General features: G+C 37.1%; 22 protein-coding genes and 1 other annotated feature. Of the genes, 3 read left to right on the top strand and 19 right to left on the bottom strand.

All coding sequences use genetic code 11. From position 1 onward, the window contains the following. Positions 1-34: 34 nt before the first annotated feature. The 11 genes from KE503_RS00610 to KE503_RS00560 form a co-directional block, all read right to left on the bottom strand. Positions 35-916 (bottom strand): DUF5688 family protein, encoded by an 882-nt coding sequence (locus tag KE503_RS00610; protein ID WP_249182916.1) that lies wholly within the window; start codon positions 914-916, stop codon positions 35-37. A 190-nt stretch (positions 917-1,106) separates the two neighbouring features. After that, positions 1,107-2,159 (bottom strand): histidinol-phosphate transaminase, encoded by a 1,053-nt coding sequence (hisC, locus tag KE503_RS00605; protein ID WP_117944341.1) that lies wholly within the window; start codon positions 2,157-2,159, stop codon positions 1,107-1,109. A 25-nt stretch (positions 2,160-2,184) separates the two neighbouring features. After that, positions 2,185-3,375, bottom strand: a complete 1,191-nt coding sequence (locus tag KE503_RS00600; protein WP_055198389.1) for a pyridoxal phosphate-dependent aminotransferase — start codon at positions 3,373-3,375, stop codon at positions 2,185-2,187. A 113-nt stretch (positions 3,376-3,488) separates the two neighbouring features. After that, positions 3,489-4,277 (bottom strand): tryptophan synthase subunit alpha, encoded by a 789-nt coding sequence (gene trpA / locus KE503_RS00595; protein WP_212384265.1) that lies wholly within the window; start codon positions 4,275-4,277, stop codon positions 3,489-3,491. Next, on the bottom strand, positions 4,267-5,457 hold the full coding sequence (gene trpB, locus KE503_RS00590) for a tryptophan synthase subunit beta (protein ID WP_212384264.1): 1,191 nt from the start codon (positions 5,455-5,457) through the stop codon (positions 4,267-4,269). The genes trpA and trpB overlap by 11 nt, the downstream gene beginning before the upstream one ends. Continuing rightward, positions 5,450-6,079 (bottom strand): phosphoribosylanthranilate isomerase, encoded by a 630-nt coding sequence (locus tag KE503_RS00585; RefSeq protein ID WP_212384263.1) that lies wholly within the window; start codon positions 6,077-6,079, stop codon positions 5,450-5,452. Before KE503_RS00585 ends, trpB begins: the two co-directional genes overlap by 8 nt. Continuing rightward, positions 6,076-6,855 (bottom strand): indole-3-glycerol phosphate synthase TrpC, encoded by a 780-nt coding sequence (trpC, locus tag KE503_RS00580; RefSeq protein WP_147604497.1) that lies wholly within the window; start codon positions 6,853-6,855, stop codon positions 6,076-6,078. Before trpC ends, KE503_RS00585 begins: the two co-directional genes overlap by 4 nt. A gap of 12 nt (positions 6,856-6,867) precedes the next feature. Beyond that, complete coding sequence (locus KE503_RS00575) at positions 6,868-8,511, bottom strand: bifunctional anthranilate synthase component II/anthranilate phosphoribosyltransferase (protein ID WP_212384262.1); 1,644 nt, start codon at positions 8,509-8,511, stop codon at positions 6,868-6,870. Further along, positions 8,508-9,965, bottom strand: a complete 1,458-nt coding sequence (gene trpE, locus KE503_RS00570; protein ID WP_147604495.1) for an anthranilate synthase component I — start codon at positions 9,963-9,965, stop codon at positions 8,508-8,510. The genes KE503_RS00575 and trpE overlap by 4 nt, the downstream gene beginning before the upstream one ends. 180 nt (positions 9,966-10,145) lie before the next feature. Beyond that, positions 10,146-10,449: a binding site (T-box leader), on the bottom strand. Between the two features lie 102 nt (positions 10,450-10,551). After that, a complete protein-coding gene (locus KE503_RS00565) occupies positions 10,552-12,522 on the bottom strand; it encodes a hypothetical protein (protein ID WP_212384261.1) in 1,971 nt (656 codons plus the stop codon). 13 nt (positions 12,523-12,535) lie between these two features. Next, a complete protein-coding gene (locus KE503_RS00560) occupies positions 12,536-14,605 on the bottom strand; it encodes an efflux RND transporter permease subunit (RefSeq protein WP_212384260.1) in 2,070 nt (689 codons plus the stop codon). 152 nt (positions 14,606-14,757) lie between these two features. On the opposite strand from KE503_RS00560, the gene KE503_RS00555 reads away from it, so the two are divergent. Next, positions 14,758-15,360, top strand: coding sequence for a TetR/AcrR family transcriptional regulator (locus KE503_RS00555; RefSeq protein ID WP_022374196.1), 603 nt, complete (start codon positions 14,758-14,760; stop codon positions 15,358-15,360). Positions 15,361-15,441: 81 nt separating this feature from the next. Here KE503_RS00555 and KE503_RS00550 read toward each other — a convergent pair whose 3' ends face one another. The 3 genes from KE503_RS00550 to KE503_RS00540 form a co-directional block, all read right to left on the bottom strand. Then, positions 15,442-16,047 carry a cytidylate kinase-like family protein gene (locus KE503_RS00550; protein WP_022374195.1) on the bottom strand — a complete coding sequence of 202 codons (606 nt, stop codon included), beginning with the start codon at positions 16,045-16,047 and terminating at the stop codon, positions 15,442-15,444. A 117-nt stretch (positions 16,048-16,164) separates the two neighbouring features. Beyond that, positions 16,165-16,353: a DUF6472 family protein gene (locus KE503_RS00545; protein ID WP_008392367.1), complete on the bottom strand. Its 189-nt coding sequence runs from the start codon at positions 16,351-16,353 to the stop codon at positions 16,165-16,167. Positions 16,354-16,399: 46 nt separating this feature from the next. Then, the gene (locus KE503_RS00540) at positions 16,400-17,116 is read right to left on the bottom strand and encodes an HAD family hydrolase (protein ID WP_212384259.1); all 717 of its coding nucleotides are present in this window, start codon (positions 17,114-17,116) and stop codon (positions 16,400-16,402) included. A gap of 118 nt (positions 17,117-17,234) precedes the next feature. Between KE503_RS00540 and KE503_RS00535 the strand changes: the two genes are divergently transcribed. Next, on the top strand, positions 17,235-18,932 hold the full coding sequence (locus tag KE503_RS00535; RefSeq protein WP_212384258.1) for an ABC-ATPase domain-containing protein: 1,698 nt from the start codon (positions 17,235-17,237) through the stop codon (positions 18,930-18,932). A 780-nt stretch (positions 18,933-19,712) separates the two neighbouring features. Here KE503_RS00535 and KE503_RS00530 read toward each other — a convergent pair. Together KE503_RS00530 and KE503_RS00525 are read right to left on the bottom strand one after the other, a co-directional pair. Continuing rightward, positions 19,713-20,873, bottom strand: a complete 1,161-nt coding sequence (locus KE503_RS00530) for an FprA family A-type flavoprotein (protein ID WP_117944455.1) — start codon at positions 20,871-20,873, stop codon at positions 19,713-19,715. 226 nt (positions 20,874-21,099) lie between these two features. Further along, positions 21,100-22,545: a 4Fe-4S dicluster domain-containing protein gene (locus KE503_RS00525; RefSeq protein WP_055197579.1), complete on the bottom strand. Its 1,446-nt coding sequence runs from the start codon at positions 22,543-22,545 to the stop codon at positions 21,100-21,102. Between the two features lie 363 nt (positions 22,546-22,908). Here KE503_RS00525 and KE503_RS00520 point away from each other — a divergent pair, with 363 nt between their 5' ends. Beyond that, positions 22,909-24,015 carry a 5-methyltetrahydropteroyltriglutamate--homocysteine S-methyltransferase gene (locus tag KE503_RS00520; RefSeq protein ID WP_055197581.1) on the top strand — a complete coding sequence of 369 codons (1,107 nt, stop codon included), beginning with the start codon at positions 22,909-22,911 and terminating at the stop codon, positions 24,013-24,015. 92 nt (positions 24,016-24,107) lie between these two features. On the opposite strand, the gene KE503_RS00515 is transcribed toward KE503_RS00520, so the two are convergent. From KE503_RS00515 to eno, 3 genes are all read right to left on the bottom strand, one after another. Then, positions 24,108-24,281, bottom strand: coding sequence for a hypothetical protein (locus KE503_RS00515; RefSeq protein WP_212384257.1), 174 nt, complete (start codon positions 24,279-24,281; stop codon positions 24,108-24,110). A gap of 87 nt (positions 24,282-24,368) precedes the next feature. Then, positions 24,369-24,557, bottom strand: a complete 189-nt coding sequence (locus KE503_RS00510; protein WP_212384256.1) for a hypothetical protein — start codon at positions 24,555-24,557, stop codon at positions 24,369-24,371. Between the two features lie 156 nt (positions 24,558-24,713). Continuing rightward, entirely contained in the window at positions 24,714-26,012 is a 1,299-nt protein-coding gene (gene eno, locus KE503_RS00505) for a phosphopyruvate hydratase (protein ID WP_212384255.1), read from the bottom strand. Between the last annotated feature and the right edge of the window lie 91 nt (positions 26,013-26,103).

Raw genomic sequence — 26,103 nt, 5'->3', positions numbered from 1 at the left:
CATCTCTTAAAGAACCATTATACGTTACAATCTCTTACTTGGCAATTCTAATCTCATCTTTCTCTCTGTCATAATAATATACATGATCTGATAAAATTTCTTCCCTATCCACAACGATACGATTTGTCTCTCTTACCATCCTGGCAAGTTCTTCTGGGGCTTTTGCATATTCATTATCTAATAAAATGATAACCTCATGAATGCTGCTTGGCAGAATATAAAGATCATGTTCCATATATTTTGCAAAATCCCTCAAAACATCTTTGTAAAGGATCACGGATGCTCCGTTCATATAATCTCCATTCGACATAACAAACAATGGAATCTCTTCTTCAATGATGTGAATTGGAAGTACAGACTGAATCTTTCTCATCACTGGTGGAAAAATCTTCTCTGTGTTCTCTCTAGCATCCTTCATCATCTGATCTTTTGAAATGCCCCACATCAAAAGTTCCTTGTTGCGGACTAATGCACTTGCCATTCCATCATGATTCCGGTACGCTGCCCATCTATAAGTCACTGCAAGATCTAAAAAGCGTTCATGTGGTGTATATTTGAGCAATTCCTTATTCTTCTCATAGTTAATGATCCTGTAGAACAGATTCTTTTTAATATACTCATAATCTGAAACTTTATCCTCATCAAGGTAAAATCCCACCTGGTGTCCCTGATAAACACTTGCGATCTCTCTCATCGTCTCTTCAATCGTCTGTCCTCTTAAATGAGTACGATAAAACGGTTCAAGATATAATACTGGAAGCAGATAATTCTTCTGCTCTCCGATCGATAATCCCATCATAGAAACCTGATTGTTTTTCTTAACCCTCTGTACCATAACCTTCTGATCTTCCATCTCTGGAAGATACTTTAAAATATTCTTCTCTACATACAAATAAAATTCTTTCTCGCTTAACATGGCTTTCTCCTTCCTGTTGGCCGAAAACTCATGCCATAACCCCTTAATTTCTTATTTTCCTCACTTGTTCTCGTATGTAAATTTTTTCCATATAATCATACAATATTTTCCAGTTAATTGCAAGAAAAAAAGAAATTTATTTTTCAAAATTCCTTTTCCCCCACAATGTCGCATTCTGCTTATAATAATTTTATTGTGCTGTAAATTCTTTTAGGAAATCAAGCAATGTTTCCATTTCTTTTCTTGTACCGATCGTGATTCTTAAATAATTATCGATTCTTGGCTGATCGAAATAACGAACATAAATCTTTGCTTTCTTCGCTGCTTCAAAAATCTCTTTAGCAGGAACACGCTCATGCGTAGCAAAGATAAAGTTTGCCTTAGAATCTGCAAAATTAAATCCGATCTTTCTCATTTCTATCTGGAACCATTCTCTTGTCTCAATAATTTTCTTTCTTGTCTCCTGAAAATATTCTTCATCTTCTAAAACAGCTGTTCCAAGAACGATCGATGGTTCATTCATTGTATAAGAATTGTAAGAATATTTGACATCGTTCATTGCTTTGATCAGTTCTTTGTTACCGATCGCATATCCGATTCGAAGTCCCGCTAACGATCTTGATTTAGAATATGTCTGAACGACTAATACATTGTCATATTTTCTTGTCAGTTCTTTTGCTGTGTCACCACCGAAATCAATATATGCTTCATCAACGATCACGACAACATCCTGGTTATGTTTGATGATATCTTCTACAACATCTAAGGATAAAAATGCTCCTGTTGGCGCATTTGGATTTGGGAACACAACTCCGCCATTTTCCGCATAATAATCTTCTTTCTGAATCTCAAATGCAGCATTGACTGCTTTCTTCTCATATGGAATTCCAAATAATTCTGCCCATACAGGATAGAAAGAATATGTGATATCTGGGAAGAAGATTGGTTTCTTGCCGTTGAAAAATGTCATAAATGCAACAGCAAGCACATCATCAGATCCAACTCCTACAAACACTTCTTCTTTATCAAATCCATGATAAGATGCAATTGCTTCTACCAGTTTGGTTGCTGCAGGATCTGGATATTTGCGAAGATTTTTGATCTCGCTCATCGCTTCCTTGATCTTCTCTGATGGTGGATAAGGGTTTTCATTTGTATTTAACTTGATCACACCTTCTTCTTTTGGTTGTTCCCCTGGTGTATAAGGCTCTACTTTTCGTACATTATCTCTCCAGCTTTTCATGAAAGTCTCCTTTATCTGTATTGGCTTATTTGCGGTAATCGTCGATCAGTTTCTTAAATAATGGAAGGGCTTTTTCAATACGTTCTGTTGGTACGCAGTATGAAATACGCACATAACCTGGGCATCCAAAGCTGTCTCCAGGCACGATCAGAAGATCGTATTCTTTTGCCTTTTCACAAAATGCATTAGCATCTTCTTCTAATGCTTTCGGGAATAAATAGAATGCTCCACCTGGTTCTACGCATTCATATCCCATGTCAACTAATGCATTGTAGAATAAGTCTTTGTTCTTCTGATAAATAGAAAGATCAGAAGTTAAATCTACACATTCTCCAACAACTTTCTGATACAGTGTTGGCACACAGACATAAGAAAGTAAACGTGCGGATGCAATAAATGCTGGCAGTAAATTATCAAAATCTTCTGCTTCATTTGGTGCTACAATATAACCTACTCGTTCTCCTGGCAGTGATAATGATTTACTGAAAGAATATGCAACTAATGTATTATCATAAAAATGTGGAACATATGGCACTTCAAATCCATCATATGCGATCTCTCTGTATGGTTCATCAGAAATGATATAAATACTGTGTCCGTATTCTTTTTGTTTCTTCTCTAATAATGCAGCTAATTTCTCAATTGTTTCTCTGGAATAAACAACTCCAGATGGATTGTTTGGAGAGTTAATGAGGATTGCTTTGGTATGCTCGCTGATCGTTTCTTCTAATTCTTCAAAATTGATCTGGAATGCTTTGGTATCTGCAGAAATAACTCTTAATTTACATCCTGCTCCCTGTGCATAGACTGCGTATTCCGGGAAATGTGGTGCAAATGTAATAATATCGTCTTCTGGTCCATCAACTAATGTCTTAAAACAGATTCCAAGGGCTGCTGCTGCTCCGATCGTCATAAAGATATTTGCTGCTGTATAATTTGTATCAAATCTTCGATTTAAAGATTTGGCAATATTTTCTCTTACTTCTAACACTCCGGCATTGCTTGTATATCCGTGGATATCCACTGGATCAGATGTCTTTAACAGACGAAGTGCTGTCTTATCAATTTCTTTTGGTGCTGGAACACTTGGATTTCCGATACTGAAATCAAATACATTCTCTGCTCCAACTTCTTTTGCTCTTTTCATTCCATATTCGAAAATATCACGGATAACGGAATGCTGTTTGGATAATTCTACTACTTCTTTTGATAACATGATCTGTTTCTTCCTTTCTTTGCCATTAGTTTTATTTTACAAAAAAATGCAGAAAATTACAACAATCCTCGCTGATTGCTGTAATTTTCACTTCATTTTATTTGCAGATCATTTTATTCATCTAAAGCATCTCTTAAGCTCTTTGTAAATTCATAAACTTTTTCAGGACTTTCTTCGCCATATTTGCTGATCAGTTTCACGATCGCACTTCCAACAATAACACCGTCACAGTAAGTACTCATTTTCTTCGCCTGTTCTGGGCCTGAAATACCGAATCCTACAGCACAAGGAATCGTTGCATTTTTCTTGATGATTCCAAAGAATTCGTCAAAATCTGTTGTAAATTCATTTCTTGTTCCAGTCACCCCAATAGATGAAACACAGTATAGGAATCCTTCCGCATCTTTTGCGATCTTAGCGATTCGATCATGTGAAGTTGGTGTTACCAGGCTGATATTATCAACGCCATGAGCTGTCGCAATTGGCTGAATCTCGTCCTTTTCTTCGTATGGCATATCTGGAACGATCACTCCCTGAACCCCGCATTCATTACAAAGCTCAAAGAATCTCTCTGTTCCAAAACGATAAATTGTATTGATATACATCATCATGACAAATGGTGTTTCTTTAATCTCTTCTCTTAATTCTTTCACCATCTGAAAAATACCTTTTAATGTTGTGCCACCTGCAAGAGAATGCTGGCTGGCTTCCTGAATGACAACACCTTCTGCGATTGGATCTGAGAATGGAATTCCGATCTCGATCACGTCAGCGCCTGCTTTTACCATCGCTCTGATATTTTCTTTTGTTGTCTCATATCCATAATCTCCAGATACAATGTAAGTTACTAATGCCTTTTGTCCATTCTTTTTTCGATTCTCAAATGTTTCTCTAATTTTCATCTAACTGCACTCCTCTGTATCTTGCTACCTGATAAACGTCTTTGTCTCCACGACCGGACAGACAGATCACGACTGACTGGTCTTTGCTCATTGTTGGAACGATATCCATGGCTGCTGCCACTGCATGAGATGATTCGATCGCTGGAATCACTCCTTCTGTTTTAGATAAATATTCAAAGGCTTTGACTGCCTGTTCATCTGTGATACTTACATACTCCGCTCTTCCGATTTCATGAAGATGTGCATGTTCTGGCCCGATTCCTGGATAATCAAGTCCCGCAGAAATAGAGTATACAGGATCGATCTGCCCTTCTTCGTTCTGTAAGAATAAACTCTTCATTCCATGGAAAATACCTTTGCTTCCTTTGGCGATCGTTGCTGCATGATCTAAGGTATCAATTCCACGCCCAGCTGCTTCTGCACCGATCAGTCTGACACTTTCATCTGGGATAAAATCATAGAACATTCCCATCGCATTGGATCCACCACCAACGCAGGCAAAAACTGCATCTGGAAGTTTTCCTTCGGCTTCTTTCATCTGTGCTTTTGTCTCTTCTCCGATGATCTTCTGGAAGTCACGCACCATGGTTGGATATGGATGAGGACCCATTACAGAACCGATGCAATAAAATGTTGTCTCAATATTTGTAGCCCAGTCTCTCATGGCCTCATTGATCGCATCTTTTAAGGTTCTTGTTCCGCTTTCTACCGCATGAACTTTCGCTCCAAGGAGTTCCATACGATAGGCATTTAAACTCTGGCGTTCCACATCTTCTACTCCCATATATACAACACATTCCATATCAAATAATGCTGCAACCGTTGCTGTGGCAACTCCGTGCTGTCCTGCACCTGTCTCTGCGATGATCCTTTTTTTGCCCATTCTCTTTGCTAGTAAGATCTGTCCTAATACGTTGTTGATCTTATGAGCACCTGTATGGTTTAAATCTTCTCGTTTTAAATATACTTTTGCCCCGCCAAGATCTTTTGTCATCTTCTCTGCGTAATATAAAAGAGATGGACGGTTTGCGTAATCTCTGTATAACTGACGTAATTCAGATAAAAATTCTGGGTCATTTTTATATTTTTCATAAGCCTCATTTAACTCATTTACTGCATTCATTACGATTTCTGGTACATACTGTCCACCATACTCTCCGAATCTTCCTATTTTACTCATGTCTTCCTCCTATTATCTGCATGATTTCTTTCATTTTTTTCAAATCTTTGTATCCATCCGTTTCGATCCCACTGGAAATGTCGATCCCATATGGATGAACTTTTTTTATGATTTCTTTTATATTGTTGCTGTGAAACCCTCCTGCAATGAAAAATGGTTTGCTGATTCCTTCTTTTGGAATCAAGTTATAATTCATTACTTTTCCAGTACCTCCATACATATCTTTTTCTTCTGTAAATGTATCCAGTAACAATTTATCGACTGGAAGCTTTTCAACTTCTTTGATATCGTTGGTATCCTTTACTCTGACAACTTTCCAGATTTCTTTATCTGTCTGTTGTTTTAACTGTTCAACGTAAGTATGATCTTCATCTCCATGTAACTGGATCACATCTAATGGAACTTGGTTTGCGATCTCTATGACTTTCTCAATTGTTTCGTTTACAAAAACTCCAACACTTAAGATATCCTGATCTAAATCTTGGTCAAATTCTTTTGCCTGCTGTCCTGTCACATATCGTTTGCTTTTCGGAAAGAAGATATAGCCGACTGCATCTGGTTTTACTTCATTTGCATATGCGATATCTTCTTTTCTTCTCATTCCACACATTTTTACTTTCATAAGCAACTCCGTAACTGTTCCATGGTTTCTTTGATATTGTCAGATCTCATAAATGTCTCACCGATCAGTACAGCATCGGCTCCCTGTTCTTTGACATTTTTCATATCATTTTCATCTTTCATTCCACTTTCAGAAACTAAGACGGCTTCATATGGAATGAGTGGTGCAAGTTTGCTTGTTGTATTGAGATCAACATCAAATGTCTTTAAGTTACGGTTGTTGATTCCAATGATGTCACATCCACATGCGATAACTTTCTTTAATTCTTCTTCGTTATGAACTTCTACCAGACAATCAAGGTCTAAGCTTTTTGCCAGATCATAAAATTCTTTGATCTTTTCTTCGGAAAGAATAGCTGCGATCAAAAGAATCGCATCAGCTCCGAGCACCTTTGCTTCGTAAATCTGGTATTCATCAAAAATAAAATCTTTTCTTAACATTGGGATATTTACTTTTGCTCTGATATCTGCAAAATATTTGCTGCCACCTTTGAAATAATGTTCCTCAGTTAAGCAAGAAATCGCTGCTGCACCTGCCTCTTCATAGGCGATCGCTGTTTCCACCGGCCGAAAATCTTCTGCGATCACACCTTTGGATGGGGATGCTTTTTTGACTTCTGAGATCACGGATAATCCAGATTCCTTTAAGGCTTCTTTAAATCCATGATTTTTATTCTTGGAATTTAACGCCATTTCCTTCATATCTTGTGGCTCAATATTATCTTTTTCTCTCTGTAATTGTTCTTTTCGCTTTTCTACGATATCATCTAAGATCATATTTCACCTCATCTATCTTGCATTTGTATATGCAATAAACTGTTCTAATTTCTCATTTGCTTTTCCAGAATCGATCATCTTGGCTGCTAATTTCACCCCGTCTTTGATCGTTTCTGCTTTTCCGATCGTGTAAAGAGCTGCTCCTGAATTTAATAAAACGATGTCTCGTTTTGCTCCCTGTTCCTTTCCAGTTAAGATATCTTTTGTGATCACTGCATTTTCATCGGCTGTACCACCGACGATATCTTCTTTCTTCGCAAGTGTGAATCCTAATTTTTCTGGATCGATCGTATATTCTTTGATCTCATCTCCATTGATCTCACAAACACTTGTTGTAGATGAGATTGAGATTTCATCTAATCCGTCATCTCCGTAAACGATCATAGCTCTCTTCACTCCAAGATTCTTCATAACATCTGCCATCGGACGAACTAGCTCTTTTTCATAAACTCCAAGTACGATATAGTTTGTCATTGCTGGGTTTGCTAAAGGCCCTAAGATATTAAATACAGATCTGACTCCAAGCTGTGCTCTGACTGGCCCTGCATATTTCATGGAACCATGATGTGTCTGTGCAAATAAGAACGCTGCTCCAACTTCATCCAAACATTCCTTACTTTCTTCTGATGTTAATCCGATCTTTGCTCCCAAAGCTTCTAAGACATCGGCTGCACCGCTCTTTGAAGATACGCTTCGATTTCCATGTTTTGCAACTTTAGCTCCTGCTGCTGCGATCACAAAGGATGATGTGGTGGAAATATTAAAGCTGTTTGCAAGGTCCCCACCAGTTCCTACGATATCGATCGCTTCTGTTTCTTCTGGAACGATCGCTGCTTTAGCTCTCATAACTTTCGCAAATCCTGTGATCTCTTCTGGTGTTTCATGATTCATCCGAAGACCTGTTAGGAAACTTCCCATCTGTGCGTCAGTCGCATTTCCTGACATGATGCAGTCCATCGCTTTATAAGCTTCTTCTTCTGTCAAATGATTTCCTTCTACGATCTTTGCTAAAAATGGTTTTAATGTTTCTTGATTGACTGCGCTCATAGTTTCCTCCTTTGTAGAATCTCCAAGTCTGATTCCTGCGATGTTTGTTAAAAAATTTTCTAAGATCTTCATTCCCATTTCGGTTAAGATGGATTCTGGATGGAACTGAATTCCATAAACCGGATATTCTTTGTGGCACACTGCCATGATCTGTCCTTTTTCATCTCTTCCGATGATTTCTAATTTATCTGGGATTGTTTCGTCGTCAATGATCAGTGAATGATATCTTGCGGCATATATTTTATCTTCTAATCCTTCGAATAAAGGATTTTTATTATCAATTGTGATCTCGCTCATTTTTCCATGCATCAATTCTTTTGCTGGAACAACTTTTCCACCATATACTTCTCCAATCGCCTGATGTCCTAAACAGATCCCTAAGATTGGGATATCTTTTCCAAATGTTTTGATCACATCTTTTGAAATTCCAGCACTATCTGGATATCCAGGTCCTGGGGAGATAACAAGTGCTTCTAGGTTTTGTAAGTTTTTGATCTCTTCAATTGTGATCTCATCATTTCGTACCACCTGAATCTGTGGATACAAAGATCCGATATACTGATATACGTTATAAGTAAATGAATCATAATTATCTATCATTAAAATCATAACTTTGCTGCCTCCTTCACTGCATTTACAACAGCTAATGCTTTATTCTTTGTCTCCATAAATTCTTTTTCTGGAACGGAGTCGTTGACGATTCCAGCTCCTGCCTGTACATATCCTTTTCCATCTTTAAATACAACTGTTCGGATTGCGATACAAGTATCAATATTTCCATCAAATCCAAGATATCCGACGGTTCCACCGTAAACACCTCGTTTTTTGTTTTCCAGCTCATCGATGATCTCCATCGCTCTTACCTTTGGCGCTCCAGATAAGGTTCCTGCTGGTAGAACGCTCATCAATGCATTGATTTGATTTTCGTCATCTCTTAATTCTCCCTGTACATCACTGACTAGATGAGTGACTTTGGAATATTTCTCAACTGTCATAAAGTTTTTGACTTCTACTGTTCCGAACTTGCTGACTTTTCCAACATCATTTCTTCCAAGATCGACTAGCATTGTGTGTTCTGCTCGTTCCTTTGGATCATTGACTAACTGTCTAACCAACATATCGTCTTCTTCTTTTGTCTTTCCTCTTGGAACCGTTCCTGCGATCGGCTTGGTTGCTACGATTCCATTTAAGACACTGACTAGCTTCTCTGGAGAAGCTCCGACGACCTGATAGTCGATGAAATCGAAGAAATAAAGGTATGGAGATGGGTTTGATGTTCTTAAGCATCGGTAAACATCAAATGGATCAACGTCTGTATCTATCTCAAATCTCTGGGATAATACGACCTGGAAAATGTCTCCGTTTTTAATATATTCTTTGGCTTTCTTTACATTTGCTTCGTATTGTTCTTTTGTAAGATTTGATACCACTTTGGCTTTTGCTGGTGTGAATCTATCTTTGGAAAGTGATACCGGGCGTTCCATCTTGTGAAGGATCAATTCTGCTTTGTCTTCTAATTCTTCGTATTTCTGTTTTATATTATCTCCTTTATGAATGTTCTGAATGATCACGGCTTTGTTTGCTAAATGATCGAATGCAATGATCTCATCGTACATGCATAAGTGGCACTCTGGCATATTCAAGTCATCTTCTGGAACATTCGTTAATTTCTTTTCCACTTGACGGATCATGTCATATCCAAAATACCCGATCAGTCCACCTGTTAACTTTGGATAATCTTCCATCACTGGAGATTTGTATTTCTCGATCAGATCACTTAGGTACCTCATCTGGAATTCTTCTTTCTGTTTCACTCCATTGACTTCTAATTCTTTTCCAGAAATTTTAATCTCTGATCTTGGATTGATCCCGATGAAAGAATATCTTCCCCACTGGTCTTTATTTTCCACACTCTCAAGCATGAAACATGGGGTTCCTTGTTTTCTTAATGCCTGAAACATACGAATCGGTGTCATGTAATCAGCCAGCACTTCGTAAAATACAGGTACCATCTGATAATCTTTTAATAGTTCTTCAACTTCGTTTAATGTCGGATATAACATATCTTCCTCCTGATCAAAATATATCGCCATAGTTTATTTCATAGTTTATATATCTGCAAACTATGAATTATATATAGAACCGTCTTGCATGAGCAGTGCCTTTGTTCATATTTTAGGAAACACGAAAGAATCCTACTTTGTAGATTTCCTATGAAATAAAAAAGGCCCATCGTTCCTATTGCTAGGGACGATAGACCGTGGTGCCACCCATATTTAAGAAATATCTTCTGGTTTCCTTATCTTCTTAAAATATCTTAGAAAATATTCCTCCTCACTTAAGATACTCCGCTGATCTGTAATGATCAAAGCTTTTATATCTCGTTCCCGTAACGTGGGATAACGGCGACAGTTACTAAGTTTCATAAACAGTTCTCTGTGCTCCTCACAAATCCATTCACTTATCACATATCTATGACCTTCCAGCAACCGGTCACTCTCTGTAAGATTGTTTGATAAATTACTTACTTTTGTTCATCGGATTTATCACTTTAATTTGTTAAATATTTTTCTATTATTATATGGGTTGATATTTTATTTGTCAAGAATTTTCTGATTATATTTTTAATTTGTTGAAAATTCTCATATTTTATTTTTCTAATTCCTCAGTTTCAATAATAAATTTCACACTACCTTTCGTTCCACTAGCCTTCTTAGTAAATGTCTGATAATTCTCTCCTTCATCCATCACCGCATCAACTCTGTCTAAGATATCTTTCGCATCATCATTGATCGTATTGACAAGTTTATCAATTCCGTCTTTTCTGTAAGTCAACATTCCTTCATTTAATGTAACCGCACCATTTTTCAATGTTGCAATTCCTGTGGACATCTGTCCCATTCCGTTATCTAATGTTGATGCACCTTTGCTTAATTTCTTAGCTCCGCTTGCTGCTGTCTTTGTTCCGTTATTTAATGTTTTGGCTCCTGCATCTAACTTCTTAATGGATGCTGTCAATGTCTTAGATGATTTCTTTAACTGTCCAGTTCCTGCTGCCACTTCTTTTAATGCTGCTTCTAATTTGGCTGTAGATGTCTTTGTAGTTGATAGCAGGTTCTGAATCTGTGTCAGGCATCCTGCCACAATTTTCAAATCACTTTTTGTCTGTGTCAGATTTTGCCCAATTGCTGTTGCATCATCTCCTATAGATCCTGCTTTCGCACTGATTGAACTGATGGAACCTTGCAGTGACGTAACATCTTTGCCTAAAGAATCTGCTACTTCTTTTAATGCCGTTTTTTCATCCTCTGACATTGTACTGGAATTAGCCACTAATGCCTTAATTGTTCCTTCCTGTGTTCCTACATCAGTTGCTGTTTTTCCAATCTCTTTAGCAATTAATGGGAAATCATTTTGTAATGTTGATTGCATACTATACAAATGTTTTTGTACACTTGTTAATTGTGTTGTAATATCTGACTGTGCATTCTGTAAGTTTTCCTGTAATTTTGCCTGCTCACTTGCACTTGGTGTGCTGTTCTGCAGTTCCTTAATAATCTGTCTGACACCGCTGTCTAATTTAGCTGTTGAAGATGGTAATGCACTTGTTCCCTGTGCTAACTGGCTTGTTCCACTCTTTAATGCAGAAGAACCATTTACCAGTTTATCCAAACCGCTTGCTAACTGTTTTGTGCTGACAGCAATCTGCTTGCTTCCTGATTTTAATTTACTAGATGCTGTGACTAATTTCTCAATTCCTTTAACTAATTTCCCAGATCCATCACATAATTTGTCTGTTGCATTTTCAAGGTCCTTTAAGGAATCCGTCAGTTCACTTAAATCTCCTGCATCATCTAAGCCGAATTCGGATAGTGTATCAGAATTAGCAACTGTTGCTGTGACTGTCATCTGGAAATCTTCTACATCCGCTGTGATCTCAAAGTCTTCTGGAATATCGAAGTTTGATCCGATGCTTGTATTCTTAAGATTTAAGCTGTCGGATAGTCCTGGCATTGCAACTCCGATAACAATATGTTTGCTGCCATCAGAGATCACTTTTCCATTTGTTACTTTGACATTGGAAAAATTATCCGTATTTAAGATTGCTGCTGTGATCATTGTAAATGGTGTATAGATCGTTGTCTGTTTTCCATTGATCGTCTTTGTCACTTCGGAATGGTTTTCATATTCATAATGTATCTTTACTTTTCCAGATTTACCGATCAGATCTTTTGGTTTGATTTCTTTTCCGTCCAGATAATACGTGACTTTCATAGATACTGGCAGATTCTTATCACTACTTCCCTGATAGTAAATATCATTTCCGTTGGCATTCCATGTAATGTTATGTTTCTTTCCTTGTTGGTATGTTTCGTTTCCTTTGACATTCTCAACATCTGTAAGGTCAGTGGCATCTTTGATCTTTGCTTCTCCTGAGAAGTTCTTTAACCAGTCACTGACGATCACTGTTTTTTCTTTTCCATTTGCATCTGTTTTTACATAGACTGTTTCTTCTTTATCTGCAGTGGACTCGCTAGCTGCTACCGGAACTGCTGCCGGGATTGTAAGAGCTGCCGCAAGGAACATTGCTAATGCTTTTGATAATCTTTTTTTTCTCATAACAATCGCTCTCCTATTCTAAATGCCCCATTTTGAGGGTTGTTTTACAAATTAATTTGTCAAATATCATAAACATTGCCGGCAGAATAAAGATTACGGCAACGGTACTGATCACGGCTCCTCGTGCAAGTAAGGTACAGATTGCACTGATCATATCGATGTTTGAATAAATCGCAATACCGATCGTTGCTGCGAAGAAACTTAATCCACTGGTGATGATAGACTGCATGGATGTTTCATGCGCAATACGGATCGCTTCCATTTTCTTCTTGCCATTCATACGTTCCTTCTGGTAACGGCTTGTCATCAAGATCGCATAGTCAACCGTTGCTCCTAACTGGATCGTTCCAATAACGATACTTGCAACGAACGGCAGTGATAATCCCGTGTAATATGGAACCGCCATATTAACACAGATTGCAAATTCGATCACGGCAACCAAAATTACTGGTAAGGAAATGGATTTAAATACGATCAGGATGATCACAAAGATTGCCGCGATCGAAGCAATATTTACATTTCTAAGGTCAACATTGGTGACAGTCTCCAAATCGTTCATCAATGGTGCTTCCCCAATAACCATTGATCCTGGACTGTATTTCTTCACAATCTTGTTGATCTGATCAATCTGTTTATTAACCTGTTCGGTTGCTGATTTGTAATTGGAACAGATAAACTGCATCTCATATTCATCACTTTGTAACATCTCTTTCATAGAAGACGGGATCATATCAGATGGAATACTTGAACCGATCACAGAGTTCATTCCGAGACACCATTCAACGCCATCGACTTTATCGATCTCTTTCTGCATACTGCTTAATTCCTTCTGGCTCATACCGTTCTTGATCATGACCATATGAATGTTACTCATTCCAAATTCATCACTTAACTTCTTATTTGCCACATTACTTGGCAAACTCTGTGGAAGTGATTTATCAATATTATAGTAGATCTCTGTATGATTATTTCCATAGATTGCTGGGAAAATCATAATCAAAAATACGACGATCGTTGCTTTATAATGCTTTGTAATAAAATGTGATGCATTCGTTAAATCTGGCATCAAAGAACGATGGTGTGTCTTCTCGATCAATTTATCACAGATCAGTATCAGTGATGGTAAAACAGTCACACAACAGATAACTCCGATGATAACACCTTTCGCCATAACAATCCCTAAGTTAGCTCCTAATGCAAATGTCATAAAGCACAATGCAAAGAATCCAGCAACCGTTGTAACAGAACTTCCTGTGATAGACTTAAATGTATTGGAAATCGCATGTGCCATGGCACGTTCTTTATCATTTTCAAATCTGATCTTATTACTCTCATAGCTATGAAGTAGAAAAATCGAGTAATCCATCGTAACTCCCAACTGCAAGATCGCAGTCAATGCCATTGTAAGATAAGACACATCACTTAGGAAAATATTTGTTCCTAGATTATAAAGGATCGCCATTCCGATACTTAACAGGAATAAAAAGGCAACCGCAAAGGATTCCATCGTAACAAATAATACGATCAGTGAAAGTACTGCTGCGATCGTAACGTAAATTGGAATCTCCTGCATAACCAGGTTCTTGATATCTGTAACTACCCCGGACATACCACTGATAAAACACTGTTTTCCAACAATCTTACGCATCTGCGTGACTGCTTCCATCGTGTTATCAGATGATGTCGTTTCTTTAAACATTGCGATCATCATGGTTGCGTTCTTATTAAAGAATATTTTCCTTACTTTCTCAGGAAGCATTTCTTTTGGAACGCTTAGATCTGCGATATCATCATACCAGATGATCTTGTCAACGTGATCGACTTTCTCTAGTTTCTGTTTTAGCTTCTGTACGTCATGAAGATTCATATCTTCAACGATGATCATCGAATAAGCTCCGGCCCCAAACTGATCTACCATGATATCTTGCCCCTTCACCGTCTCTAATGAGTCTGGAAGATAACTTAAAATGTCATAATTGATCCTTGTCTTCACGATTCCGATCGTTGATGGAATCAGTAAAATGAAAGCCAGGAAGACGATGAATTTTCGATGATGTACTAACTTCTTTGCAAATTGTATCATAGCATCCTCCCATTTCTAATTCTGACGAATAGTCATTTTCAACCTATCTATGTTATACGCCAAAAATGACCAAAAGTCAATAAAATTGATAAATCTTTTTGACTTTTGGTCATTTTTTAGTTATACTAGAGAAAATGAGAGGAGAGATCGCCATGAAAAAGGTCGAATTAAATAAAAAGAAAAAACAAGATGCCCTTTTAAATACAGCTTATCATCTGTTTACAGAGAAGGGATTTCAAAAGACCTCCATCTCCGATATCGTAAATGAAGCGGGTGTTGCAAAAGGTACTTTTTATTTGTACTTTAAAGATAAACTAGATATCCGCTATAAACTGATTGCAAAGAAATCAGCGGAAGTTTTTAAACATGCTTATCAGGAACTTCAAAAACAGTCTATTGATAACTTTGAAGATAAACTAATCTTTATTGTTGATCAGGTCATTGAATCATTGAATGACAGTCCTACACTTTTAAAACTGATCTCTAAGCATCTAAGCTGGGGAATGTTTAAGAACTCTTTAGTAGAACCAATTGATGATGCCCAACGAAATATTTACGATATATATATGGATCTTTTGAAAAATTCCGGTTATGAATTTGATCATCCAGAGGTTATGATCTATATGATCATCGAGATAGTTGCTGGTTCATGTTATAATGTAATCTTAACAAAGGAACCCGTACCAATTGATGAATTAAAGCCTTATTTATATCAGTCAATTCGGTTGATCATTAAAAATCATATTATTTCATAGCATCATTTTTAACCTTTTGAGAATACCACAGATTGAGCATTCATCTGTGGTATTCTCTTTGTTTATGAAGTTTTAATGGCATTATCCTATGTAATCTATAATGATCTTCGCTGCTTTTTCTATTCCAGTTCTTGCAGAATTGATCATCAGATCATAATTACCTGGATCTCCCCATTTTTGTTTTGTGTAATAGTTATGATAAGAAGATCTCTCCCAGTCTGTCTGCTTGATCATCTTCTTGGCCTGTCGTTCACTGACTCCTTCTGTCTCTACTAACCGTTTGATACGATCTTTTACTGGACTGTGGATAAAGAAGCTGTAGCAGTTTTCATGGTCTTTCAAAACCACATCTGCGCATCTTCCAACAAAGATACAAGAATCATGTTCTGATGCTAATTCATGAATCACCTTTGCCTGAATCATAAATAGTTTCTCTGGTGTCATGATCTCTTCCGTTTCAACACCTGGGAATCTATGTCCGATCGGTACGTTTAATATGTGACTGTAAGTTGCACTTTCTTCGTGGTTCTTTACAAATTCTTCAGACATATCACTTTCTTTGGCAACACGGGAGAGAATTTCTTTGTCATAGAATGGAATTCCTAATTTCTCTGACAGAAGTTCTCCTACTGCCCTTCCACCGCTTCCGTATTCTCTGGAAATGCATATGATCGTATTTTTCTTCATATGTAACACCCCTTTTCTTTTAATCCTTGGTGTCTCAAGTACTGTTTTCCTTTTAATACAATTTTATCACATATGATGAAAATTTACTATCTATACTATCTTATTTTTATCCAACTATTAATTCTGCTTCCTTACGATCGCATACTCATCATCCATCTGGAAATAAGGGCAATCCCAGTCGCTGTAACTCATGAATCTTGCCATTTCATCTTCATCTAAATTAATGTCGCATACATAATATTCATAATCTTCGTCATATACATAATTACTGCAGTATTCACATCCTGCACTTTTTTTCTTTGCCATATTTGTTTCCTTTCTTCGTATTTCTTCTATATCTAATCTAATACTTTTATTCTTCCGTGTCCAATTTAATACTTTTCAAAATCTCTGCAAATTCCAATAAAGATTTGCATTTTCCAAACAGCAATGCATCTACTTTGCTTGTATCCTGTACGATATCTGGGATCATCACTGGATTCATTCCTGCCCCGTGTGCAGATCTGATTCCATTGATTGCATCTTCTAATGCGATTGCATCCTTTGGATCTACTTTTAGCTGTCTGCATGATTCTACATAAATATCCGGTTCAGGTTTTCCATGTTCGATCATCTCTCCTGTTATGATAGAATCAAAATAGTGCGTAATCTGTTCTCGTTCAAAATTATCGAGTGCATGTTCTCTTGTTGAAGATGTTGCTACTCCAATTTTTAAATTCTTTTCTTTTAACACTTCCAAAATCTCATGCAGTCCTTTTTTTGCTGGTATCCCATCTTTTGCCAGATCATAATATGCCTTTCTGTATGTCTGTAAAAATTCATCAAATGGAAAATCATTTCCGTAATGTTCAAGAAAATATTTCTTTCGGTTCGTAAGATTGGTTCCTAATGTATTTACTATATTATACCCTAATGGTCCGTATCCAAGTTTCTCTCCTGCGATATCCCAAGATTTCTGTACGTAGTGTTCGCTGTCAAACATTAAGCCATCCATATCAAAGACAACTGCTTTGATCGTTTTTAACTTTTCAAGATCCATCGTTTCATTTCCGCCTTTCTGTCTGGTCATTTTCTTATGATACCACGGATTTTGTTAGATTTCATCTTGTTTACAAAAATATATCAGACTGTTATCATTATTTTGCAGGAATAAAATTTTCTGCTTTATCTTAAAGGAGGAATTATTTATGAAATCATCATCAGATTTAAGATCTATGTTAAAAAATATCGACCGGAAAGGATATCCGGCATATAAAGGAACTTATGGAATTTATGATTTTGGAAATTATTATTTATCGATCGATCATGTACAGGGGGATCCTTTTGCATCACCATCGAAATTAAGTATTGAAGTTAAAGGGAAAAAAGCTGGATTCCCTGCTGAATTTTATAATGCAAAATACAAACGCATTGCTCTTTGCGATCACCTGACTCGTCTGTTTTATAATGCTTTATCCAAAATATCTTTTCGTGCAAAAGGTTCTGGAAAAAGTGGGTTATTTTCTATCAGCAAATGTGGACAGGAAGTTTTGGAACGAACTGCCTGTACGATCAATCCTTCAAATGGAGATATTTCTATTCATTTTGAAGCCGGTTTCCCTGCAAATGGTCGAACTGTCAATGGACGTGAATTATCTAAAATGTTATTTGACCTTCTGCCTTCCTGTGCAATCTCTTCATTGTTTTATAAAAATATAGATCAAAAAGCCTTGAAATCTGCGATTGATCTATCTGAAGATCAATATAATATCCGAACAAAACTAGATTCTATGGGACTTGTTGCATTTATTGCAGATGGTTCTATTTTGCCAAGAGAAAGCGGAGTTTCACAAAGGCCTATGAAACATTGCGTTGCTTTTAAATCTCCTGACAGTTATCGTGTATCCTTTGATCTTCCACATCATGGGAAAATTACTGGTATGGGAATTCCAAAGGGTATTACTTTGATCGTTGGTGGAGGTTATCATGGAAAATCAACGTTACTGAAATCTTTAGAACTTGGTGTCTATGACCACATCAAAGGAGATGGCCGTGAATTTGTGATCACTGATCCTACCGCCATGAAAATACGTGCCGAAGATGGCCGAAGCATTACAAATACGGATATTTCCATGTTTATCAACAACCTTCCAAACGGAAAAGATACGATATCTTTCTGTACCGAAGATGCCAGTGGAAGTACCTCTCAGGCTGCAAATGTAGTGGAAGCGATCGAAACTGGTTCTTCTTTATTTTTAATTGATGAAGATACAAGTGCTACTAACTTTATGATCCGTGATGAATTGATGCAACGAGTGATTCTTCGTGATCAGGAACCGATCACTCCATTTATTGAACGTGTCAGAGAATTGTATGAACGATATGGTATTTCCTCTATTATTGTAGCTGGAAGCTGCGGTTCTTATTTCCACCCAGCAGATCATATTATCCAGATGGATCAGTATATGCCAAAAGATATTACAATGATTGCAAAAGAAGCAGCCAAGGATTTCCCTATAGTGTCACTTCCTGAAAACAAACATCCTGATCCTTGTTTTGACCGATGTTTTAAAGCTGGAAATGATCTGAAAAAAGATCGGAGAATTAAAGTGAAAACTCTTGGAAAGGATGCCTTTTCTATTAATAAAGAAACTGTAGATCTTCGTTATGTGGAACAGATTATTGACAGTGAGCAGACTGCTGCTCTGTCTTATGCTTTGTTATATGCGAAATTGCATTTAATGGATGGAACAAAGAATCTTCGCCAGATTATTGATGAATTGATGAAATTAATTGATACGAAAGGCTTAGCTGCTTTGCTTAATTGTAAATATGTCAATACAAACCTTGCTGTGGTTCGGAAACAAGAGATTATGGCTGCAATTAACAGGTATCGAAACCACTAGAGATGTGCATGTTAAACGGTATTGGCTAATAATTTTTGTATTCGCTGACAAAAGATTTTCTTTCTTACGAGGACCTCCATGAGACTGGTAGCTTCTTTTTTATGTCGTTATCATCATGGAGGTTTTTATCAGTCTATTTATGAAATATCTTGGCTACAAACCTTGCTTTTTTATACAAATATGTCTTGCACATCCCATGGGATCAGGATCTTGTTCCAAGAATGAAGCGGGATACCAGACTTCCTCAGCTTCTTTCGATGAAACTGTGCCGGAAACTTTTAAACTGCAGGCAGTATATTTCGAAGCTTCGGGGACAATATATGCTGAATTGAGAAAAGAAGAATTAGATGGGAAATATGAAAGGAACAGCGGAAGTTACTGATAAAACAGTCAATTTTTGATAAAACGAAGGAGATAGCGAATGATTGAAACCCCATACAATATTATTTTCCATACACACCACCTCAAATTTTCCAATCTTGTGAATTGTCCACTCTATAGACTTCAGCTATATGATAAAAAATAAATAAGCAACCGAACACGATGCATTGGAATTTTGCCATATTTTGAACAAATTCGCAGCCCAATTGGACGAATGTCTGAGCTTCAAAGATTTTTGTCTTAAACAAAACTTCAAAGCGAGTTTTCGTAGGAAATTGGGCGGATCAGCGATTTGTTCAAAATATGAGCAAAATTCCACCGCATCGCGTTCAGTTGCTTATTTATTTTTTATCATATACTCGAAATCTACAGTTGGCCAACCAACTCACAAATTAGAATTTAAAGTAAGTTATCAGCCAATTCTTCCATAGTCTTAACATTCTCATCATTCATCGTAGACTTGATCGTAACAACAGGATCAACGATCTCAATATTCTTAAATCCTTCTACGATACCCTTCATAATCTTCGCAGCCATTGGTGCCCAAGATCCATTTTCCATGAATGCTACTTTACGTTTCTGATAGTTCTTAGCTTTTAAGTGATGTAAGAAGTCTTCCATGCATGGGAAGATTCCTGCATCGTATGTTGCTGCTGCTAATACGAGTCTGTCATAGCGGAAAGCATCTTCGATCACTTCTGCCATGTCATCTCTTGAAAGATCTGCTACTACGACTTTTGGAGCTCCTTTTGCTTCTAAGATCTCTGCTAATTTCTTTGCTGCAGCTGCTGTATTTCCATGGATAGATGCGTATGCGATCAGAATTCCTTTATCTTCTGGTTCGTATTTGCTCCATGTATCATATAATCCGATATAATATCCAAGGTTTTCTTTTAAAATTGGTCCGTGTAATGGACAGATGATCTCGATATCTAATCCTGCTGCTTTCTTTAACAGATTCTGTACCTGTACTCCGTATTTACCACAGATGTTAAAGTAATAACGTCTTGCTTCACATGCCCAGTCTTCATCTGCATCTAAAGCACCGAATTTACCAAATCCATCTGCTGAGAATAAGATCTTCTCTGATGTTTCGTAAGCTACCATAACTTCTGGCCAGTGAACCATTGGTGCCATAACAAACTGTAATGTATGTGATCCAAGAGATAATGTATCTCCTTCTTTTACTACCACTTTACGTCCTTCTAGATCGAATGCGAAGAACTGAGGGATCATATTAAATGTCTTGGCATTACCAACAATCTGTGCTTCTGGATATTTTTCTGCTAATACCTGTAAGCTTGCTGCATGGTCTGGCTCCATATGAGATACTACAATGTAATCTACATTTCTTCCCTCTAATGCTTCTTCTAAGTTTGCAAGCCATTCATCTGTCTTGCGTGCATCTACAGTATCCATAACGGCTACTTTCTCATCTAAGATTACATAAGAGTTATAAGAAACACCGTTTGGTACTACATACTGGCTCTCAAATAAGTCAATATCATGATCATCTACACCAATATATTTTACTGAATCTGTAACTTTAATATCTTTCATTGTATTACCTCCAAAATAAGATTGTTTTTATTTTAACTGTTCTTACTATAACATAGTTTTATGGAAATATCTAGTAGTAATAGTTACTGTTTTTAATACAATTTACACTTATTTTATAAAACTTTCCCATAAAACAAAATAACATTCTGAGTCATAAAATAATTATGTTCTACTCAGAATGTTATTTATCTTACTTTAATGCTTCATATACTTACTAACTGCATGATTATCTATGCATTGAGAAGCTATCCATATCATAACGTTTTAAGTTGTCTGTGATCTTACGATCGTCTGCGGATTTGATCAGATTTTCTCTGACTTTACGTGCTTTGATGATCTCTTCGTTACGGCTTGGTCCACCAACGCATCCGCCTTCGCATGCCATACCTTCGATGAAGTCTTCTGGTAATCTTCCTCTCTGTAAGAACATTAATGCTTTCTTACATTCTGCTGCTCCGTTGGCTTTGCATACTTTGATATCTTCGTTCTGTTCTGTTTCTTTCATGTATTCTAATACAGAATCTGTAACTCCACCAGAGTTTCCATAGAATTTACCGAATGTTGTAGCATCCTGGTATGTATTCTCTGCTGGTTCTAATTCTACGTCTTTTGCTTTCAGGATTGCTAAGATCTCGTTGTAGTTTAATGCGTAATCTGCATTTCCTTCGATCTTCTGATCTGCTACTTCTGACTTCTTAGCTACACATGGTCCAACGAATACTGTGACAGCTTCTGGATCTTTTGCTTTGATCATTCTTGATACTGCACACATTGGAGATACTGTTGTAGAAATAAGATCTGCAAGATCTGGATAATGTTTGCGGATCATATTTACGAATCCTGGGCAACATGAAGTTGTTCTCTTCTCACCATTTCTGTAAGCTTCTAACCATTCTTCTGCTTCGCTGCATGTTGTCATATCTCCACCTAAACCTGCTTCGATAAGATCTTCAAATCCAGCTTTCTTTACTGCCTGTCTCCAGCTTTCCATTGTAATGTCTTTTCCGAACTGTCCTTCTGTTGCTGGTGCAAGGATCGCATAGACTTTCTTACCTGCTTTTAAGTCTGCGATTACATTTGTGATCCATGTCTTTGTTCCGATCGCACCGAATGGACATTTTGCTGCACACTGTCCGCAACGGATACATTTTTCTTCATCGATCACTGATACTCCGTATTCATCATAAGAAATTGCGTCTACTGGACAGCTGTCTTTACATGGTCTTGATACATGAGCGATCGCATTGTATGGACAGGCTTTCGCACACATACCACATTCTTTACATTTCTGAGAATCGATTCTTGATCTTGTATGTCCTGGTTCGATTGCTCCGAAACGACATGCTTTGATACAGTCTTTTCCAAGACAGTTCTGACAGTTGTTTGTTACAACATAGCTTGAGATTGGACAGTCTGCACATGCAGATTTGATCACCTGCACGATATTTCCATCGTCTTCTGCTCCTGGAGCTTTTCCCTCTGCTAAACGGATTCTCTGTCTTACGATTTCTCTCTCTTTGTAGATGCAGCAACGGAATGTTGGTTCTGGTCCTTCGATCATCTTCTCTGGAATGTGATCGCGTTCTTCTTCTAATGTTCCTTCAAACGATGCCTTTGCTACTAAATACAGTACATCTTTTTTCAGATTCTGAATGCTTGTTACATCATACATAATAGTTTACCCTTCCTTATAAAACACTTAACTAAAACACCCTAGATATTGTTATTTTTTTATCTATGTGCATTATAACAAATATTTTCTTTTTTCTCTACAATGCTTAAAGAAAAGTACAAAAAATATGCAATTTTTTTAATATTGTACAATTAACAATTTCTTATCAGAAACATTGTCCGTACATTGCATACAATCATTGTTAAAAGCAAGACATAATTATCTGAAAATTATTCTCATTATAGCTTCAGGTTATGGCAAACTGTTATTTATAGTTATTTCACTTTCTTATTTATATTTGATATTCTATATAATATTAGTAGGCAAATAATAAAATATTTAATATAGAAAGGATTTATACTTATGAGACCTTACAGATATGATATCGTTGGTAGTTTTTTACGACCAGATTATTTAAAAGATGCACGTACGGAATATGCAGAGGGGACTTTATCTGCTGACCAGTTACGTGAAGTGGAAGATAAAGCGATCAAAGAATTAGTTGAAAAAGAAAAAGCTGCTGGATTAAAAGCAGTGACAGACGGAGAATTAAGACGTCGTTACTGGCATCTTGATTTCCTTGCTTCTTTAGTTGGGGTTGAAGAGATCAAAGCAGATCACTGGTCTGTTGCTTTTAAAGGACATCAGCCAAAAGCTGCAACTCTTGAGATCGTTGATAAAGTTGATTTTGATGAGAACAGTGAATTCTTAGATCATTTTTCTTATTTAAAAGAAGTTGCTGGAGATATTGATTGCAAGATGACAATTCCTTCTCCTACAATGCTTCACTTAATCTGCTGTGTTCGTGGAAGTGAATCTTATCAGCCAATCGATCGTTACAAAAATGAAGATGATCTGTATCATGAGATTGCTCTTGCTTATCAGAAAGCGATCAAAGCATTCTACGCTCGTGGATGCCGTTATTTACAGTTTGATGATACATCTTGGGGAGAATTCTGTGACCAGAGCAAACGTGATGATTATGCAAGCCGTGGGCTTGATCTTGACCAGATTGCAAAAAATTATGTGAAGATGATTAATGAAGCTTTAGAAGCAAAACCTGAGGATATGACGATCACAATGCATATCTGCCGTGGTAACTTCCGTTCTACATGGTTCTCTTCTGGTGGATATGAGCCAGTTGCTGAAACTTTATTTGGCGGATGCAAGATTGATGGTTTCTTCTTAGAGTATGACAGTGATCGTGCTGGTGATTTCAAACCTTTACGTTTCATCAAAGATCAGAAAGTTGTATTAGGTCTTGTTACTTCTAAAGATCCTCAGCTTGAAGATAAAGAAGAGATCAAAGAGCGTATCAAAGAAGCTACACAGTATGTTGCTCTTGATCAGCTTTGCTTAAGCCCTCAGTGTGGTTTCTCTTCTACAGAGGAAGGAAATATCTTAACAGATGACGATCAGTGGAAAAAGATGGCTCTGATCAAGGAGATTGCTGAGGAAGTCTGGGGATAGGATATCCGTAAAGCATATTTCATAATAATATATCAAAAATAATAGAGGATGTATCATAAACTTGATGATACATCCTCTATTATCTTTAACAACTATTTTATAACTGCATTGGCTAATCTGCAATATTTATTATTATCCCCATCAATCTGATAAACTGTTGCATATACTTCATCTTTATCCATCTTTACCAGATCATAATCTATTTCCTTTTTTGATGTTTTCTTCGATATCGTATGATTTCCACATCCTGTAAATATAAATATCATCAGTCAGATTCCCGCCATGAGTCTTATATATTTTTTCATATGATCACATCGCTATAACCTTTCCAAAAATACTTGCTGTCGCAAAAGCTATCCAATAGCAAGTATTCCTACGATCAATGCATACCATACAAACGGATATTGGAAATAAAACTCTTTGCTGCTGCCACCAGATAATTCTCTGTAGCATCTTTTATCCAGATGTTCTCCTGGAATGCTTTTTAAATATTCTAATAACTGTATCATTTGTTTGGTTCTATATTGTGATTTCCTTGGCAATTGGTCTTCCTCCGTATATCCTAATTTGAAAATGATTTTCATTTTATTGTTAAATTATTGAACTGTCACGATTGAAAAAAGCCTCTGGACAATAACATCCAGAGGCTTAAAAGGGCTATTATTTACATTTTTTTATAATTGTGTTCTTATTATTTATTATTTTACGTTGAATGCTATGATTCCAGGATATACTGCACTGTCTCCTAAAGCTTCTTCAATTCTTAATAACTGATTGTATTTTGCGACACGTTCAGATCTTGAAGGTGCTCCTGTCTTGATCTGGCATGTATTTAATGCAACGGCTAAGTCAGCGATCGTTGTATCTGCTGTTTCACCAGAACGATGAGATGTTACGGCTGTGTATCCAGCTTTGTGTGCCATCTTGATCGCTTCTAATGTTTCAGAGATAGATCCGATCTGGTTTAATTTGATCAGGATAGAGTTTCCTGCTCCCATTTCGATTCCTTTGGAAAGTCTTTCCGTATTTGTTACAAATAAGTCGTCTCCAACTAACTGTACTTTATCTCCAAGTCTTTCCGTAAGTTTCTGCCATCCTTCCCAGTCTTCTTCATCTAATCCATCTTCGATTGAGATGATTGGATATTTTTCACATAATGCAGCCCAGTGCTCGATCAGTTCTTCAGCTGTATACTCTGTTCCTGCTTTTGGCAGTTTGTAATATCCTTTTCCTTTTTCGCTCTTCCATTCTGAAGATGCAGCATCCATAGCGATCTTGAAGTCTTTTCCTGGCTCGTATCCTGCTTTTTTCACTGCTTCTAAGATAGTTTCGATTGCTTCTTCATCTGATTTTAATGCTGGCGCGAATCCACCTTCATCACCTACGGATGTAGCAAGTCCTCTTTCTTTTAAGATTCCTGCTAATGCGTGGAATACTTCAGCACACCATCTTAAACATTCTTTGAAGGATGGAGCTCCAACTGGCATGATCATGAATTCCTGTACATCAAGTCCTGATGATAATGCATGACATCCACCATTTACGATGTTCATCATTGGCACTGGAAGTCTGTTTCCTGACACCCCACCTAAAAATCTGTATAAAGGTACTTCAAGAGATGTAGCTGCTGCTCTTGCTGCTGCGATAGATACAGCTAAGATTGCATTTGCTCCGAAGTTTGATTTATCTTTTGTTCCATCTGCATCAATCATTGCTTTGTCTACTGCATATGTATCAGAAGCGTCTAATCCGATGATTGCTTCACTGATCTTTGTATTGATATTTTCTACGGCTTTTGTAACACCTTTTCCTAAATATCTTTCTTTATCTCCATCTCTTAATTCCAGTGCTTCAAATTCTCCTGTCGATGCACCACTTGGAGCTGTTCCTCTTGCGACTGTTCCGTCTACCAATGTGATCTCAGCCTCAACTGTTGGATTTCCTCTGGAATCTAAGATTTCTCTTCCGACTACTTTTTCAATTTCTAAATAATTCATTTTCGATTGTGACTCCTTTCCCTATACATAGCAGTACTCCTCGCTGGAAGAAGGGTAAGCTTCCAGTTTGAGATCGTTTTGTTGCAGGTGT

The organism is Anaerostipes sp. Marseille-Q3525 (assembly GCF_018223505.1).
Lineage (GTDB): Bacteria > Bacillota > Clostridia > Lachnospirales > Lachnospiraceae > Anaerostipes > Anaerostipes amylophilus.
This window is presented reverse-complemented; position numbering and strand designations above follow the sequence as displayed.

Bases quoted from the DNA above. Each gene is read 5' to 3' on its own strand.
- KE503_RS00610 (WP_249182916.1), bottom strand. From the start codon at position 916: ATGTTAAGCGAGAAAGAATTTTATTTGTATGTAGAGAAGAATATTTTA.
- hisC (WP_117944341.1), bottom strand. From the start codon at position 2,159: ATGAAAAGCTGGAGAGATAATGTACGAAAAGTAGAGCCTTATACACCA.
- KE503_RS00600 (WP_055198389.1), bottom strand. From the start codon at position 3,375: ATGTTATCAAAAGAAGTAGTAGAATTATCCAAACAGCATTCCGTTATC.
- trpA (WP_212384265.1), bottom strand. From the start codon at position 4,277: ATGAAAATTAGAGAAACATTTGAGAATCGAAAAAAGAATGGACAAAAG.
- trpB (WP_212384264.1), bottom strand. From the start codon at position 5,457: ATGAGTAAAATAGGAAGATTCGGAGAGTATGGTGGACAGTATGTACCA.
- KE503_RS00585 (WP_212384263.1), bottom strand. From the start codon at position 6,079: ATGAAAGTAAAAATGTGTGGAATGAGAAGAAAAGAAGATATCGCATAT.
- trpC (WP_147604497.1), bottom strand. From the start codon at position 6,855: ATGATCTTAGATGATATCGTAGAAAAGCGAAAAGAACAATTACAGAGA.
- KE503_RS00575 (WP_212384262.1), bottom strand. From the start codon at position 8,511: ATGATTTTAATGATAGATAATTATGATTCATTTACTTATAACGTATAT.
- trpE (WP_147604495.1), bottom strand. From the start codon at position 9,965: ATGTTATATCCGACATTAAACGAAGTTGAAGAACTATTAAAAGATTAT.
- KE503_RS00565 (WP_212384261.1), bottom strand. From the start codon at position 12,522: ATGAGAAAAAAAAGATTATCAAAAGCATTAGCAATGTTCCTTGCGGCA.
- KE503_RS00560 (WP_212384260.1), bottom strand. From the start codon at position 14,605: ATGATACAATTTGCAAAGAAGTTAGTACATCATCGAAAATTCATCGTC.
- KE503_RS00555 (WP_022374196.1), top strand. From the start codon at position 14,758: ATGAAAAAGGTCGAATTAAATAAAAAGAAAAAACAAGATGCCCTTTTA.
- KE503_RS00550 (WP_022374195.1), bottom strand. From the start codon at position 16,047: ATGAAGAAAAATACGATCATATGCATTTCCAGAGAATACGGAAGCGGT.
- KE503_RS00545 (WP_008392367.1), bottom strand. From the start codon at position 16,353: ATGGCAAAGAAAAAAAGTGCAGGATGTGAATACTGCAGTAATTATGTA.
- KE503_RS00540 (WP_212384259.1), bottom strand. From the start codon at position 17,116: ATGACCAGACAGAAAGGCGGAAATGAAACGATGGATCTTGAAAAGTTA.
- KE503_RS00535 (WP_212384258.1), top strand. From the start codon at position 17,235: ATGAAATCATCATCAGATTTAAGATCTATGTTAAAAAATATCGACCGG.
- KE503_RS00530 (WP_117944455.1), bottom strand. From the start codon at position 20,873: ATGAAAGATATTAAAGTTACAGATTCAGTAAAATATATTGGTGTAGAT.
- KE503_RS00525 (WP_055197579.1), bottom strand. From the start codon at position 22,545: ATGTATGATGTAACAAGCATTCAGAATCTGAAAAAAGATGTACTGTAT.
- KE503_RS00520 (WP_055197581.1), top strand. From the start codon at position 22,909: ATGAGACCTTACAGATATGATATCGTTGGTAGTTTTTTACGACCAGAT.
- KE503_RS00515 (WP_212384257.1), bottom strand. From the start codon at position 24,281: ATGATATTTATATTTACAGGATGTGGAAATCATACGATATCGAAGAAA.
- eno (WP_212384255.1), bottom strand. From the start codon at position 26,012: ATGAATTATTTAGAAATTGAAAAAGTAGTCGGAAGAGAAATCTTAGAT.